Annotated in this window: 17 protein-coding genes; 6 read left to right on the top strand and 11 right to left on the bottom strand. The window is 52.2% G+C overall.

Going from position 1 to position 15,553, the window contains the following annotated elements; translation table 11 throughout:
- Positions 1-3: 3 nt before the first annotated feature.
- The gene (locus tag H6585_12795; GenBank protein MCB9449209.1) at positions 4-1,569 is read right to left on the bottom strand and encodes a 2,3-bisphosphoglycerate-independent phosphoglycerate mutase; all 1,566 of its coding nucleotides are present in this window, start codon (positions 1,567-1,569) and stop codon (positions 4-6) included.
- Between the two features lie 125 nt (positions 1,570-1,694).
- On the opposite strand from H6585_12795, the gene H6585_12790 reads away from it, so the two are divergent.
- A complete protein-coding gene (locus H6585_12790) occupies positions 1,695-2,543 on the top strand; it encodes a methylated-DNA--[protein]-cysteine S-methyltransferase (protein MCB9449208.1) in 849 nt (282 codons plus the stop codon).
- 7 nt (positions 2,544-2,550) lie between these two features.
- Entirely contained in the window at positions 2,551-3,291 is a 741-nt protein-coding gene (locus tag H6585_12785) for an alpha/beta fold hydrolase (protein MCB9449207.1), read from the top strand.
- Here the strand turns inward: H6585_12785 and H6585_12780 are convergent.
- The 6 genes from H6585_12780 to H6585_12755 form a co-directional block, all read right to left on the bottom strand.
- Positions 3,288-5,123 (bottom strand): tetratricopeptide repeat protein, encoded by a 1,836-nt coding sequence (locus tag H6585_12780; protein MCB9449206.1) that lies wholly within the window; start codon positions 5,121-5,123, stop codon positions 3,288-3,290. The two genes, H6585_12785 and H6585_12780, sit on opposite strands and share 4 nt — an antisense overlap.
- Positions 5,113-5,682 (bottom strand): hypothetical protein, encoded by a 570-nt coding sequence (locus H6585_12775; protein MCB9449205.1) that lies wholly within the window; start codon positions 5,680-5,682, stop codon positions 5,113-5,115. The genes H6585_12780 and H6585_12775 overlap by 11 nt, the downstream gene beginning before the upstream one ends.
- 11 nt (positions 5,683-5,693) lie before the next feature.
- Positions 5,694-6,962, bottom strand: a complete 1,269-nt coding sequence (gene serS, locus H6585_12770; GenBank protein MCB9449204.1) for a serine--tRNA ligase — start codon at positions 6,960-6,962, stop codon at positions 5,694-5,696.
- Positions 6,963-7,040: 78 nt separating this feature from the next.
- Positions 7,041-7,304 (bottom strand): 50S ribosomal protein L27, encoded by a 264-nt coding sequence (gene rpmA, locus H6585_12765; protein MCB9449203.1) that lies wholly within the window; start codon positions 7,302-7,304, stop codon positions 7,041-7,043.
- A 20-nt stretch (positions 7,305-7,324) separates the two neighbouring features.
- A complete protein-coding gene (gene rplU / locus H6585_12760) occupies positions 7,325-7,840 on the bottom strand; it encodes a 50S ribosomal protein L21 (protein ID MCB9449202.1) in 516 nt (171 codons plus the stop codon).
- Between the two features lie 89 nt (positions 7,841-7,929).
- Complete coding sequence (locus H6585_12755; GenBank protein MCB9449201.1) at positions 7,930-8,808, bottom strand: EamA family transporter; 879 nt, start codon at positions 8,806-8,808, stop codon at positions 7,930-7,932.
- A gap of 233 nt (positions 8,809-9,041) precedes the next feature.
- Between H6585_12755 and H6585_12750 the strand changes: the two genes are divergently transcribed.
- Positions 9,042-9,698, top strand: a complete 657-nt coding sequence (locus tag H6585_12750) for a TonB-dependent receptor (protein ID MCB9449200.1) — start codon at positions 9,042-9,044, stop codon at positions 9,696-9,698.
- A 192-nt stretch (positions 9,699-9,890) separates the two neighbouring features.
- Positions 9,891-10,922 carry a COX15/CtaA family protein gene (locus H6585_12745; protein MCB9449199.1) on the top strand — a complete coding sequence of 344 codons (1,032 nt, stop codon included), beginning with the start codon at positions 9,891-9,893 and terminating at the stop codon, positions 10,920-10,922.
- On the opposite strand, the gene gldD is transcribed toward H6585_12745, so the two are convergent.
- From gldD to mutY, 4 genes are all read right to left on the bottom strand, one after another.
- On the bottom strand, positions 10,900-11,496 hold the full coding sequence (gene gldD, locus H6585_12740; protein ID MCB9449198.1) for a gliding motility lipoprotein GldD: 597 nt from the start codon (positions 11,494-11,496) through the stop codon (positions 10,900-10,902). The two genes, H6585_12745 and gldD, sit on opposite strands and share 23 nt — an antisense overlap.
- The gene (gene gldE / locus H6585_12735) at positions 11,477-12,808 is read right to left on the bottom strand and encodes a gliding motility-associated protein GldE (protein ID MCB9449197.1); all 1,332 of its coding nucleotides are present in this window, start codon (positions 12,806-12,808) and stop codon (positions 11,477-11,479) included. Before gldE ends, gldD begins: the two co-directional genes overlap by 20 nt.
- A 57-nt stretch (positions 12,809-12,865) precedes the next feature.
- Positions 12,866-13,297, bottom strand: coding sequence for a single-stranded DNA-binding protein (locus H6585_12730; GenBank protein ID MCB9449196.1), 432 nt, complete (start codon positions 13,295-13,297; stop codon positions 12,866-12,868).
- Between the two features lie 84 nt (positions 13,298-13,381).
- On the bottom strand, positions 13,382-14,404 hold the full coding sequence (mutY, locus tag H6585_12725) for an A/G-specific adenine glycosylase (protein MCB9449195.1): 1,023 nt from the start codon (positions 14,402-14,404) through the stop codon (positions 13,382-13,384).
- 155 nt (positions 14,405-14,559) lie between these two features.
- On the opposite strand from mutY, the gene H6585_12720 reads away from it, so the two are divergent.
- Both H6585_12720 and H6585_12715 read left to right on the top strand, forming a co-directional pair.
- A complete protein-coding gene (locus tag H6585_12720) occupies positions 14,560-14,862 on the top strand; it encodes an integration host factor subunit beta (GenBank protein ID MCB9449194.1) in 303 nt (100 codons plus the stop codon).
- The gene (locus H6585_12715) at positions 14,855-15,343 is read left to right on the top strand and encodes a tetratricopeptide repeat protein (protein ID MCB9449193.1); all 489 of its coding nucleotides are present in this window, start codon (positions 14,855-14,857) and stop codon (positions 15,341-15,343) included. The genes H6585_12720 and H6585_12715 overlap by 8 nt, the downstream gene beginning before the upstream one ends.
- Positions 15,344-15,553 lie beyond the last annotated feature (210 nt).

The following is a 15,553-nucleotide window of genomic DNA, read 5'->3' as shown; positions in this document are numbered from 1 at the left end:
AGCTTATGAACGTGCAAACTTTAATGACCCGGAAGGTTGCGGAAGTTTTTCCCCGATCAATGCATGTCCTGTCATCTCCACCGGTTGCTCCACGCCCATCATGGCCAGCAGGGTGGGAGCCACGTCGGCCAGGATGCCGTTGCGGATCGCGGTATGGTCCGGATCAATCAGGATGGCGGGCACCGGATTGGTGGTGTGGGCGGTGTTCGGACTTCCATCTGCGTTGATCACATAATCCGCATTGCCGTGGTCGGCGATGATGAGGAAGCGGTAGTCATGTTTCAGTCCTGCTTCCACCACCTGCTGCAGGCACCCGTCCACCGTTTCCACGGCCTTCACGATGGCATCGTACACACCGGTATGGCCCACCATATCGGGGTTGGCGAAGTTGAGACACACGAAGTCGGTCTCTCCCTTGTTCAGTTCGGCAACAATGGTGGAGGTTACCAATGCTGCACTCATCTCGGGTTGCAGGTCGTAGGTGGCCACCTTGGGAGAGCTTACCATCAGGCGTTTTTCTCCTTTGAATTCGGCTTCCCTTCCGCCTGAAAAGAAGAAGGTCACGTGCGGGTACTTTTCCGTTTCCGCGATGCGGATCTGGGTTTTGCCTGCATCCGCCAATACTTCTCCCAGTGTTTTAGCCAGGTTGTCCTTGTGAAAGATGACGTGCACATCCTTGTAGGTGGCGTCATACTGCGTCATGGTCACATAGTACAGCGGCAGGGTGCGCATGCTGTGTTCGGGAATGTCGTGTTGCGTGAGCGCAATGGTGATCTCACGACAGCGGTCGGTGCGGTAGTTGAAACAGATCACCACGTCGTTCTCCCGGATGAGTCCTACGGGTTGTCCGGCATCATCGATCTTCTGGATGGGGCGGATGAATTCATCGGTGATGTCTTCCTTGTAGGAAGCTTCCACGGCGCCGATCATGTCTTTGGTTGCTTTACCGGTTCCGTGTACCATAAGGTCGTATGCTTCCTTCACGCGTTCCCAGCGCTTGTCACGGTCCATGGCATAGTATCTGCCTACGATGTGTGCCAGTACACCGCCGGTTTTTTCTAGGTGTGCCTGGAGGGTTTTCAGGAAACCGAGTCCGCTTTTGGGGTCGCAGTCGCGCCCGTCGGTGAAGGCATGCACATACACTTCATTGATGCCTTCTTTGGCGGCGAGGTCGCAAAGCGTGAGGAGGTGGTTGATATGGGAATGCACACCTCCGTCGGAACAGAGTCCCATGAGGTGGAGGCGGTTGTTGCCGTCTTTGGCTTTTTGCAGCGCTTCCTTCAGCACCGGGTTGGAGGCCAGTTCACCTTCCCGGATGGCTTTGTTGATGCGCACCAGGTCCTGGTACACGATGCGGCCGGCACCGATGTTCAGGTGTCCTACTTCGGAGTTGCCCATTTGTCCGGCGGGCAAACCCACGTCTTCACCCGATGTGGAAAGTTGGGCGTGCGGGTATTTTTGGTAGAGGCTGTCCACGAAGGGGGTACGTGCATGTGCGATGGCGTCGGATGGATTTCCGTTGCCAAGTCCCCATCCATCGAGGATGATCAGAACGGCTTTGTGGCTCATGGTGTGGGTTTATAATTGTAAAGATACAAGCTTGAGCCGGAAAGAGGTTCAAAAGATCGCAAGTTTCGGGTGGCGGCCGGTTGCATCCTTTTCTACTTTTACATCATCACAAAACAACTTCGGCCATGAACGAGCAGCAACATGTAGATTTCAATCGCATCGCAGAAGCCATCGGGTACATCCGCCGTCATTTCCGCGATCAGCCCGGCTTGGAGGAAGTGGCGGAAAAGGTGCACATGAGTCCGTTCCATTTCCAGCGCATGTTCACCGAGTGGGCGGGTATGAGTCCGAAAAAATTCCTGCAATACGTCAGCATCGAACATGCCAGGAAGTTGTTGAAGGATGAGCAGGTGACGTTGTCGGAGGCGACGCATGCCACCGGACTCTCAGGTACCGGACGGCTGCATGACCTCTTCATTCACATCGAGGGCATGACACCGGCCGAATACAGGGATGGCGGGAAGAACCTTGCCATTTCTTACTGCTTTGCCGACAGTCCGTTCGGTAGGGTACTTATTGCCACTACATCCAGGGGTGTTTGTCATCTGGCTTTTTCGGATGATGAAGAGAAAGCGCTTTCACGTCTGCTGCATATGTTTCCCAAAGCCCGCTTTCTTCAAAGTGCGGATGCCATGCAGGAAAAGGCCCTGCAGATATTCAACCGTGATCAGAGAAATCCGGCCGAAATCCGGTTGCATTTGAAGGCCACCGAATTCCAGGTGAAGGTGTGGGAAGCATTGATGCGCATCCCGGAAGGCGGGTTGGTCACGTACGGTCAGGTAGCTTCATCCATTCGGCAACCGCGTGCATCGAGGGCGGTGGGCACGGCCGTCGGAGACAACCCGGTGGCGTATCTCATTCCCTGTCATCGCGTGATCAGGTCAACGGGTGAATTCGGTGAATACCATTGGGGCGCCGACCGGAAGGCGGCCATGATCGGGTGGGAATCCGCCCATTTGTACACATCCAAATAACATGCACATGGAACAGAAAACATTCATTCTCATTCACGGATCCTGGCATTGTGCCTGGAACTGGTACAAGGTAACTCCCCTGCTCGAACGTCAGGGCCACAAGGTATGCGCGATGGATCTTCCCGGCATGGGCCGCGACAAAACACCTATTGAAAAGGTGAACTTCAAAGACACGGTGGCGAAGGTATGTGAGCTGATCGACCGTGCGGAAGGAAAAGTGATCCTGGTGGGACACAGCAAGAACGGCATTGTGATTTCACAAGCGGCGGAGCATCGGCCCGACAAGATTGAAAAGCTGATCTACCTGGCGGCGTACCTCATCCCGGATGGAAAAACGCAATCAGAATATTCGGCGCAGGATACGACTGGGTGGCTGAAACCCTATGTGACGATGGACCACGCTTCCGGTTCGCATACCCTGCAACAGGAAATTTACAGAGAAGGACTTTACCACGATTGTGAAGAAGGGATTGCGGAGATGGCCAGGGTGTTGCTGGGTGCCGAACCGATGGAGTCGGGACTGGCGCCGTTGCACCTCAGTGAAGAAAAGTTCGGACGGGTACCCAGGTATTACATTGCTTGCGACGACGACCGGGCGGTAACGCCATTTATCCAGGAGAAGATGTACACAGAAACGCCCTGCCGGAAGGTGTATCACATGCAGGCGAGTCATTCGCCGTTCTTCAGCAAGCCGGATGAACTGGTGGATATATTCCTGGAAATTGCCGGAGAGGCGGTCAGGGCCTAGTTCAGCTTGTCACCGCGTAATGCCCGGAACCGTTTGCGTGCTTCCACGGTGAACATGCTACCCTGGTATTGGACCATGAGTTGCTGGTAGAGTTCCATGGCTTTGTCGGGGTTCTTGAAATACTCCTCGTACAGTTCGGCCAGTCGGAACAGCGCATTGTCTGCCAGGATATCGGTTCCGAACTGAACAACGATCTGCTGGTAGAATTCCGTGGCCTGTTCGAATTTTCCTTCCTTTTCCATGATCTGGGCTTTCCGGTACAGGATCTCGTCGGCCAGGGCGTGACTGGGATATTTGGTGGTGATGGAATCCATCGTGAGCAGTGCCAGGGAATCAAGATTGCGGTATGTCAGCAACTCCGCGCGTGCGAATATGTGCAGGGGGATGTCGAGTGAATCTCCGTCCTGGTTGTCGGTGATCAACAGCGAAAGGTCCAGTGCATCGTTGGCAATCAGTTTGGAGGTGGCGGCTTTGAGTACATCCACCTGTGCACGTGCCCAGTTGAAATCGCCCATGTAGTAAGACAGGCGTGCATTACGGAGTTTGGCATCGTGGCCGATGGGGTCGTTCTTGAAGTCTTTTTCCACCTGGCTGTAAAGCAGGGTTGATTCCCATCGCTCACCTGTATACACGTAGATGTCGGCCAGTTCCAGCTTCACTTGCGCCTGGTTTTGTTTGGAGATGCCCGGAGCCGTCAGCAGGTCCTGCAGTCTTTGTATGGCGGGTTCGGTTTCGTGCAGGTAGAATGCCTCGATGTGGGCCAGCTTGCAGGCGAGTAGGGCGGTTTGGTTGCCGATACCGAGTTCGGAAAGGGTTTTGATATAGCGGGATTTGAGATCGGTGATCTTGGCCTGGTCGGGTGCATAAGAACCGGTGACCTGGGCATACAAGGTACCGAGCAATCGGATGCGCGCATCGGCATAGTAGTAACTGTTTTTGCCTTTGTCGATCACATACTGGTAGCAATCCACGGCAACGTCGGAGGCGCCGTTTTCTTCGGCGATGTAGCCCAGGTTCATGATGCGTTCGCCGGTTTCATGCAAACGTTTGTCGAGGGCTTTGGCCTGAATCAATGCCGATGCGAATTCCTGTTCCTGCATGTAGTACCAGATGAGCAGTTCCGAATACACCACGGCATCAGGGTACTTCTGGATCCGTTTCAGCAGAATGGTTTTCAGCAGGGCCCGTCGTTGGCCGTTCATGTCGTTGGCCAGTTTGGACTGCAGTGCGTTTTGCACGGTTTGCAGGTAGGAAGGGTTCTGATCAATCAGGCCCAGGTACTCGTCAAACATCTTCATGTATTCCCCTGCCTGGGAATAGATCTCGGCCAGTTCCATGTTAAAGGTGTAGATACCGTCGAACATCTTGCGGCCGTGGAGATAAGTTTCTTCCGCGTAGGTGGATTCGTTCTTGCCCAGGAAGGCATTGGCCAGGTCGAGCACACTTTGTTGGTTGGCCGGCAGCGCCTTGATGGCTTTCTGGTATTGGCTTTTGGCTTCGTTATCGTCGCCGGCCTTTCTTGCAACATACCCCAGGTCTACCTGGAAGGCAAGGTTTCCCGGATTGGTTTTGATTCTTTTCTTCACCAGCTTTTCGGCCTTTTTGAATTCGCCTGTTTCGATGTAGCTGGTCAGCAGGGGTTGGTAGTATTGATTGCTCGGATTGGCGTCGAAGAGTTTTTCAAAATAGTAGGCGGCTTTTTCGAAGTCGCGGTCCTGGAAATACAGATTGGCCAGTTGTTCGTCTGTGCTGCTTTGCGCCAACAGGTGGTGAGGCCATGCGATCAACAGCATGAGCCAGCAGGCACCAAGTGCGGCAATCTTATTTCTCATCCTTTTCATTTTCCACCTCGATGTTGACCGATTTGGCCAGGCGTGTGATCCTGGGCTGCAGGGAATCGAACACAACCATTTTCTTTTTAGCCATTTCTACGGCCTGGGACGCTTCCTGTTGCAACCGGTTCAGTGCATTGCGTTCGTCAGACAGGTATACCTGGAACAACGAATCGGTGAAGGCTTTGTTTTCCAGGTCGTGCCTGAGGCCATCCAGTTGTTTGCGGGTGGTCTGCAGTTCATCCTGGTAATACTGATAGCGCTCCTTCAGTTTCTCCAGCGGTTCGGCCACGGAATGGTAGTTGGAAAGCAGCATGGCCTCATCCCTGGAAAGGGTGTCCTGGTTGGATGCCTGGAAGTGTTCCAGGTGTTCTTCCACGGTTTCCAGTTTCTCCATCGCCTCTTCGTATTTGAATTCCTTGATGGAGGTTTGCAACTGCTGGTACTGTGTATCCAGGCTGTCGATCTGCCTCTTTCCCGCCTTCACATAATCGGGCTCGCAGGAAGCCAGGGTGATTGAAATGAGAGCGAAGCACAGCAGGATGAAGTTTCTGGTCATTGGAATGGGGTTCAATCGATTTTGGCAAAGCCTGTGTAAGGTACAAGGGGTGCGGGAATGCTGATGCCATCGGGTTGCTGGTTGTTCTCAAGCAACGCCGCCACGATGCGTGGGAGGGCCAGGGCGCTTCCGTTTAGGGTGTGTGCCAGTTTGTTGGTTTTATCTTCTTTGTAACGCAGCTTGAGGCGGTTGGCCTGGAAGGACTCGAAGTTGGAAACGGAACTGACTTCCAGCCAGCGGTCTTGCGCGGCGGCGTATACTTCAAAGTCGTAGGTCAAGGCAGATGTAAAGCTCATATCACCACCGCAAAGACGCAGGATGCGGTAGGGAAGTTGCAGGGCCACCAGGAGCGATTCCACGTGGGCCACCATTTCTTCCAGTGCCTGGTAAGACTCCTCGGGTTTGCGTACCTGTACGATCTCCACCTTGTCGAACTGGTGCAGGCGGTTGAGGCCACGCACATCTTTTCCGTATGAGCCTGCTTCGCGGCGGAAGCAAGGGGTATAACCCACCATTTTCACCGGGAACTGCGCTTCATCGAGAATCACATCGCGGTAGATATTGGTCAGGGGTACTTCGGCGGTGGGGATCACATACAGCTGATCCCGTTCAACGGCATACATCTGTCCTTCCTTGTCGGGTAACTGGCCGGTGCCAAAAGCAGAATCGGTGTTCACGAGGATGGGGGGCTGGCACTCACGGTAGCCTGTCTCCAGGGCCTTATCCAGAAAATAGTTGATCAGGGCGCGTTGCAGGCGTGCGCCTTTGTTTAGATAGACTGGGAAGCCGGCACCGGTTACCTTGTTGCCCAGCGCGAAATCGATCAGGTTGTATTGTTCGGCCAGGTCCCAATGCGGTTTGGCGTCGGTGGGCAGGGAAGGTTTGGATCCACCTTCGCGTACGGTTACATTGTCTTGCGGTGTTTTGCCTTCGGGTACGGAATCGTGGGGCAGGTTGGGCAGTTCGGTGATCTTCTCCTGCAGCTGGCTTTCGAGGGCCTGGAGCTGTTCGCCGAGCTTTTTGGTTTCTTCCTTCAGTTCACCGGTGCGTTGCCGAAGGGATTCGGCTTCGTCTTTCTTGCCTTGTTTGAAGAGGTCGCCGATGGAGCGTGCAAGTTCATTGGCTTCGGCGAGAAGGGCATCGTTCTGTGCCTGTATTTTTCTTCTTTCCTGGTCGATGCGAAGAATGGCCTCTACGATTTCGCCTGCCTGGAAGTGTTTTTTCTGCAGGCGTTGAACGACTTGTTCGGGTTGGTCCCGTAAGAGTTGAAGCGTGAGCATTGGAGATAAGTATTGGGAAAAATAGAAAAAAAAATCCCGAACGATGCGTCCGGGATTTCAATTATGGGTTAAGCATCCTTATTCGGCCGCTGCTGGAACAACCGAAACGTAGGATTTGTCATCTTTCTTTTTTTGGAATTGCACCACACCGTTTGCAAGTGCGTACAGGGTGTGGTCCTTTCCGATGCCGACATTCAGTCCGGCTTTGTGCTTGGTTCCACGTTGACGAACGATGATGTTGCCTGCAACAACTTGTTGGCCACCAAAAATTTTGATGCCCAGTCGTTTGCTTTCCGACTCGCGACCGTTCCTGGAACTACCGACTCCTTTTTTATGTGCCATGGTTCGTGGAAATTAAAGTATTATTCGCCTTTATCTGTTTTCTTGGCGGTTGATTTCTTGGGGGCGGCTTTCTTGGCTGGGGCCTTCTTTGCCGTGGTTTCTTTCTTCGGGGCAGCTGCCTTGGGTTCTCTGGTTGCCTTGGTTGCTTTTGCTTCAGCGGGGGCTTCCTTTTCTGCCTTGGGTTCTGCTTTTGCTTTCGGCGTGTTGACGGGGGCCTTGGCGTCTTTCTCCTCGATCTTGTCGATCTGGATCAGGCTCACTGCCTGACGATGACCGTTCAGCTTTTTATAGCCTTTTCTTCTCTTCTTTTTGAAAACAAGGACTTTATCCGCTTTTACATGCTCCACGATGGTGGCAGTAACGCCGGCACCCTTGATCACAGGGGCTCCGGTCAATACCTTGCCATTGTTGTCGATGAGCAGCACCTGGTCCAAAAGAACCTTATCTCCCGCTTCCTGAGCGAGTCTGTTTACAAACACCTTCTGGTCTTTTTCAACCTTATATTGGTGTCCTCCGATCTTGACAATTGCGTACATAGTTCCTTGCAGCTTGTTACATTAAGGGGTGCAAATGTAAACAAAAGATTTTTCCCTCCCAAGCAATCCCATGAAATTAATTCGGGTGATCAGGTCTTGCGGTTCACCAGGTAAATACTGACCAGGATGGTAAGGATGGCGATGATTTTCCGGATGTCCATCGATTCACCGTCAAACAATCCCCAGAAGATCGCCACGATGGGGATCAGGTAGGTGACGGATGCGGCGAACAGGTGGGAGGTGGATTTGATGAGCATGTTGAAGATGGATACGGCGAAAGCGGTTCCCACCATGCCCAGGATCATTATATAGCCCAGGCTGGTCCATGCGTCGGGGTGTGTGCTGAAGTGCTGGGTGAAATCGGTGCTGAACAGGTAGATTCCGGAGGGGAGTCCCACGAAAAGCAAGCCAATGGAAGCGATTTCTGTGGCAGGTACGCTGTGGAGGTATCCTTTTACAATGTTGATGGAAAAGCCATAGCACACCGTGGCGATGATGGCCAGGCCGGCATAACCCGCTTTGCCTCCGATGTGCATATCGTCATATAACAGGGCAACGGCGCCGGCCAGTCCCACAAGGATGCCCAGGCCATGCACCCACCGGGCCTTCAGGTGGAAGAACGAAATGCCGATCAGCAGGGTGAACAGGGGCGCCAGGGCGTTGATGATGCCGGCGGTGGAGCTGTCGATCACCGTCTCAGCTTTGGTGAAAAGAAAAGCGGGAATACCGTTTCCGACCAGTCCGACCAGGAAAATAGGAATCAGCGTTTTCTTCGGTAGGTGCCGGATCCTTCGGATCGAAACGGGCAGAAGGACAAGTCCGGCAAACACCAGGCGTAGCGAGGCCACCTGCGTATCGGAATAGGCCACCAATCCTTTTTCCATCAGGATAAATGAACTTCCCCACGTAAGCGCCAACAGCCCGAGCGTGAGCCATTGGTTGGTTTTCTTCTCAAAAAAGGATTGCATGCCGGTGCAAAAGTAGTGAGGCGGCGCGTCATTCCATCTGTATCGTTGGAGAATTATTCGCTCATCAGGAGATGGCTACCATTCGGAAGACGGGTGCATCCGTTCGTTCATTCCGGGTTGAAAACCATTAAGGCCTGCCGTAGATTGGGGTATAACCTCAATCCATCAATATAATAATGGTACATACACAACTTCAACACAGGGCCGCACGCACATTGTTACAGTTGTTGATCATGGTTTTCACATTCAGTTCAACGGCAGCCTTGGCCGTTGCATCGGGAGAGATCAAGGGAACGGTCAACGAAAAGGAAACCGGGGAAGCCTTGCCGTTTGCCACGGTGACGGTCATGAATAACGGAGCTCAGGTTGCTGCCTCGGTGGCCGATGAGAACGGCAGATACAGGATCAAGGCGCTGGACCCCGGCACTTATACGGTGGAGGCCCGGTATGTGGGGAAAATGCCAACGATCATGAAGGGAGTACAGGTGAATGCCGGTACTGTGACCATGTTAAACATTGAAATCGGCAACATGGCATTTGCGCCCATTGTAATCACACCTTCTATGGTCAGGCCGGATGAAACGGCGGGAGAGCATATTGATCCCAAGGTGATCGAGCGGGTTCCCACCCGTACCCCGGATGTAAAGCAATATGCAGCCCTGTTGCCCCAGGTTTATCAAAGCGAACCGGGCGGAGATCTGTACATCCGAGGTGCACGTAAGGAGGCAACTCAGATCTATATCGATGGTGTGAAGGTCATCGGTAGTTCAAACCTTCCAGGGGGGTGCATCAACCAGTTCTCGGTGCTGACCGGTGGCATCCCGGCTGAGTACGGGGATGTGTCGGGTGGATTGATCCTGGTGACGACCAAGGGGTATTTCAATCATTAATTACGAGAGACGAATTACGAATTACGAATGAGGTAAGGCACACTTAAGCCGCCATCCATCTTATATCTATCGTCTCCCATCTATGGTCTAAAATCCATACCACCTGACGTATGTATGTAATGCATGACGCAATGCGCTTTAATTTTCATATTTTCAAATTAGCACATTAACACATTTCCTACCTTCGTGCCCATGGACGCTCGTACACGTAAGCAGGTGATCGTGTGGTTGGCATCAGGTTGTGTGCTGATTTTCCTGATGGTGGTGGTGGGTGGCATCACCCGGCTAACCGGATCGGGTTTGTCAATGGTCACATGGAAACCGGTGACGGGTGTCATCCCTCCCTTATCCGAAGGAGCCTGGCAACAGGCTTTCGAGGAATACAAGCAATACCCTGAGTTCAAGATCCGCAACTTCGATTTCACCCTGGATGATTTCAAATCCATTTATTGGTGGGAATTCATTCACCGCCTGCTGGGGCGTTTGATCGGTGTGGTGTTTCTTATCCCCTTTCTCTATTTCGTGTTCAGGAAGAAGTTGTCACGCGACTGGATATTGAAGCTGTTGTGGCTGTTTGCGCTCGGCGGCTTTCAGGGTGCGGTTGGGTGGTTCATGGTAGCAAGTGGTTTGCAAAATGATCCGCACGTGAGTCATTATCGTTTGGCGGCGCACTTGCTTACAGCCTTGCTTGCTTTTTCGGTGACCTTCTGGTTTATGCTGGATGTGTCGCAGGGCGATAAGCGGGCAAACAAATCTTCCGGGTTGAAGAAGGCTTCCATATGGTTATTGGCACTGATAGGTGTGCAAATATTTTACGGTGCTTTGGTTGCCGGCCTCAAAGCGGGCAGGGTATTCAACACCTGGCCGAAAATGGGCGATCAATGGGTGCCGGATGCGGTAACCGCCATGCAACCTCTGTGGCACAATTTCCTGGAAGGATTGGCGGGTGTGCAGTTCATTCACCGTTATGTGGCCTATGCTGTGGTTGGCGTGGTGGTGTGGCTGTGGGTGAAGTCGAGAAAAACGGATGCAGGTTTGCTGCGGAAGCGATTCGACTTGTTGCTGATGGTGGTCGGATTCCAGTTCGTGCTGGGGGTAATGACCTTGCTATTATCGGTACCGGTTTGGCTGGGTGTGTTGCACCAACTGGGTGCGTTCATGCTGCTTGCCACGCATCTCTACGTATTGCACGGACAGCGCACTACTGCTGTTGCTTCCACCTGAACGTTTCAATCAGGTGTTCCATGTCTTTTTCAATGAACCGGATCACCGGGGCGAGTGAATCGTTGTTCGGCCTCACATTGAAGTAGAGGGCTCCTCTGAAGAAGTGATGGGTGGAATCGGTCAGGTAAAACTGGTAGGGACTTGCCGTGTGTTCACCTTCAATTTTGTAGACGAGTCCGAACACCCTGTTGTCAGCGTCGAAAACGGTGCTGTCGTTCATGGCCGATGCCATGCTCATGTGTTTCATGGCAAACTGGTATGAGTCTTCCAGGTAGCCTTCCAGGTTGTTGTTCACCTGTTTGTAGCTGACGTGCAGGTCTCCCCTGAAGTTGGGGAAATGGAGGTTGAGCCAGCAGGGTTCCTTGAATCGGATGGTATCCACAATCACAGTGGCGTACGATGGATACTCGAAGGTGAACGGGCAGTCGGATTGATAGGTCTTGTATGATCGTTCGGGTAGGTCGATCCGGAAATATCCGCGTGGTTTGGGCACGGGGGGGGAACTGCATGCGGCAAGGATGCTCATTGCAAAGATGGCCCATGCCAGGTGCATGCTACGGTCCTTCAATCTCATTTTCATCTGCTGGCGGGTGGATGGTGACTTTGATCCGGATGATCCTGCGGTTGTCAACCGCCTCGATTTTTAAACTCAGATTCTTGAATCGGATGATGGCATTCTTTTCGGGTATTTTTCCTTCCTGTTCCAATATCACACCTGCGAGGCTTTCGGCGGAGGTTCCGTCGAAGGTGGCTTCGCTCAGTTGGGTCACCCGGCAGAAATCCTTCAGCATGATTTTACCCTCAAAGATGAATGTGTGGTCATCCAGTCGTGAGTATACCAATTCCTCTTCATCAAATTCGTCACTGATCTCTCCCACAATTTCTTCGATGATGTCTTCCAGCGTAACGATGCCCAGGGTGCCACCATATTCATCTACCACAACGGCCATGTGCACACGCGACTTCTGAAATTCTTTCAGCAGGTCATCAATCTTTTTGCTTTCCGGAACAAAGAAAGGTTTTCTCACCAGTTCCTGCCATGTGAAGTCCGGTTGTTTGTCGAGATAGGGCAACAGATCTTTTACGTAGAGGATGCCCGTTATCTGGTCAAAGTGTTCTTTAAACACAGGGATCCGGGAGTATCCGGCATCTACAATCAGTTGCAGTACCTGGTTGTAAGCCGTTCCCTGGTCGAGAGCCACCACATCAACGCGGGATTTCATGATCTGGCGCACTTCGATGTTACCGAAATTAACGATGCCCGAAAGCATTTTTTGTTCTTCCTCGGTGGTTTCGCTGTCAGCCGTCAGTTCCAGTGCATGCGACAGGTCATCCACCGATACATTCTTTCCCTGGCGTTTGATACGCTTGTCCATGAACGAAGTGCTATGGATCAACAGCCAGTTAACCGGACTGAAAAGGCGACCGATGACAAGCAGGGGAACAGCCATCATATTGGCCAGGGGCATTGCATGCTTGGTGGCGTACACTTTGGGAATGATCTCGCCGAACATCACCAGCAGGAAAGTGATCAGCAATACTTCAACCAGGAACGCCAAAAGGGCATTGCCATTGAAGCTGAAGCAGGAAGCCGTAATAAAGGAAGCCATGATGATGGCGGCCACATTGAAGAGGTTGTTGGCAACCAGGATGGTGGCAAGCAGATGTTTCGGGCGGTCAAGCAAGGAAAGGATCAAACGTCCCCGTTTGCCCGGGCTATTCTCCAGTTGTTGTTTTGCTTGTGTGGTAATAGAGAAGAAAGCCACTTCCGCGCCGGAAATGAGTGCGGAGGCAAGCAGCAAAACGGGCAAAATAGCGAGAGCCAGATAAACACCCGTTGTCATTGGATGGAAGGAGATGCCCGCCATGAGCAGGCTGGGCAACATACATTCAGGGTTAGGATCTTCCAAAATCAGGATATAGGTGAGACAAGAACCGGCCCCCTAGAAAGGCAGGTCGTCGGTGGCGGAAGGACCGGGATCAAAGGACTCTTCCTGTGCCGGGGCGCTGCGGAACTCCTTCGGGCTTCCGTCGGCCATCTCATCGCGTTTTCCCAGCATGGTCATCTGGTCGGCCACGATCTCGGTCATGTATTTCTTGTTGCCGTCCTGATCATCCCAGGAGCGGGTTTTGATCCTTCCTTCAATGTACACCTGATGTCCTTTCTTCAGAAACTTCTCTGCGACTTCGGCCAGACCTCTCCACAGCACAATGTTGTGCCATTCGGTTTGCTCAACACGATTGCCCGAACGGTCTTTGAAAGATTCCGAGGTTGCCAGTGGAAACTTGGCGATAGCGGTTCCGTTCTCAAGGTATTTCACTTCCGGGTCTTTACCCAGATTGCCTACGAGGATAACTTTATTGACTCCGGCCATAGAATGGAAAAGGATTTCAGGTTCATATCCGGTTACCGGCAGGATCATGTACCCTGGCAAAGGATCGGAAACCGAAACTCAAAATTATAAAATAAAACCCATCCCTGCCAGATACTTTTCCATAAGACGATGTACGGGCACACGGATCGGGGTGTCGGGGGTGATGAAAACAACATCCCCGGTAGCAGTGATCTTCGGAACACGTACGTGCAGAAAGGTAGCGTGGATGGTTTGGTGGGTGAGCTGATGTTTCACTTCGCTTTGCCGGATCAGCACCGGTTCGCCGGAGATCCAACCCGACAGGTTTTGGAAGAGGACTTCGGGATCCCGTTGGGGTTCCTTGCTTTCCCAGGAAGGAAATTCATACAGGTGCCGCCAGATGTCGTTGCCGGTTCTTCGTTGCAGGGCAAATCCTTGCGGAGAATCCATGGCCAGGTAATGGATATACCTGTCCCGTGGTTTTCTTTTCGGGGATTTTACCGGCAATTGTTCCTGGACACCTTCGGCGCGTGCGCGGCAGAAAGCGGAAACCGGACAGTCGGTGCACTTGGGTCCGGTGGGTGTGCATACGGTAGCACCCAGTTCCATCAGGGCCTGGTTCCAGTCACCCGGCTGATCCCGCACCAGAACTTGTTCGGCTGCTTCCTCCACTTTTTTTCTGCCGGTAGAAAGCGCCATGTCATCTTGGATGTGGAGAAAGCGACTCAGTACCCGGATCACATTCCCGTCCACCACGGCATGGGGCTGATGGAATGCGATGGATGCAACGGCACTTGCGGTATAGGGCCCCACACCTGCAAGGGAAAGCAAAGCTTCCCGGGTATCCGGAAATTGCCCGGAATACTGGTCGCGAACCTGTTTGGCGGCTTTATGCAGGTTGCGGGCACGCGAATAGTAACCAAGTCCTTGCCAGGTTTTCAGCACGGCGGATTCTTCCCCGTTTGCCAGGTCGGTAACGGTTGGAAAACGAGCGAGGAATTTGTGGTAATAATCCAAGCCCTGGGCAATGCGTGTTTGCTGAAGGATAACTTCTGAAATCCATATGGCATAAGGATCTCTGGTGTTTCTCCAGGGAAGGTCCCGGCGATTTTGGTCATACCAATTCAACAAAAATCTTTGCCATTCAGCCACGATCAAACTTTCTTGCTTTGAACAACTTAGAGACGAAAATAAGTCAAATATTTTTTTGGTTACCAACAAAAGCTGTATCTTCGTCTCCCTTTTTCGATTTTAACTAATTGAAAATCATTCATTAGGAAAAGATGACAAAAGCAGACATTGTAACCGAGATCGCAGAAAAGACCGGCATCGAGAAGGTGGCCGTCCAGGCGTCTATCGAAGCTTTCATGAAATCGGTCAAAAGTGCGATGGTTCAAGGTAAGAATGTGTATCTGCGCGGATTTGGAAGCTTTGTAGTGAAGAAGCGGGCCCAAAAAACGGGAAGGAATATCTCGAAGAACACGACGATCATTATCCCCGCACATATGGTGCCTACCTTCAAACCGGCGAAGACATTTGTCGAAGCTGTTCGCAACAATTCGCCCAGGGTAGACCAGGATGAATAACCCTGACCGGAAGCGGCAACGGATCCTTATCCTTACAGCAGCTGTGTTGTTTACAGGACTATGGATGCTTCCGCACCGGGAAGAGAAGGATTCTTCCGCTAAACAACCGGAACCCGCAACGCTGGATGAGAAGATCACAGAGGCGATCCAGATCATTCAGGGAGGCAAGGAGCCACCGATGAAAGGTATCGGTTTGCTGAGGGAGGTGTTACAGGAAGATCCGGGAAACATCAGGGCGCTGAATACACTGGGCGTTTTCTCACTGGTCTCCGGCCAGGCAGAGAAAGCAGAAGAAAGGTTCAGGGAAATTCTGGGCCTGGATTCAACCCAAACCGAAGCATGGTTTTACCTGGGTGAAGCGAAACTTATGCAAGGGGATACGGCGTCTGCACGTTCAGCTTATCAGGATTACCTTCACCGGGCACCGGAAGGTGGATCCCGGGCGGAAGCCGAAACAAGAATAGCTTCCATGGAGAAGTAAAAGAAATTACTGTACAATTTTAAACTTAGCGTTATGCCAAGCGGAAAAAAGAGAAAAAGACATAAGATGGCAACCCACAAACGGAAGAAAAGACTCCGTAAGAATCGCCATAAGAAAAAGAATAACTAAAGGCTTTAAACAGGCAGCGGTATGTGCTTAAGCGTTCCGGATGTGTCATATACATACCGGTACGGATTCGGGCAGCATACC

It is taken from the genome of Flavobacteriales bacterium (genome assembly GCA_020635855.1).
Classification (GTDB): domain Bacteria; phylum Bacteroidota; class Bacteroidia; order JACJYZ01; family JACJYZ01; genus JACJYZ01.
Note: the sequence above shows the minus strand (reverse complement) of the source record. Positions and strands in the feature narration are given on the sequence as shown.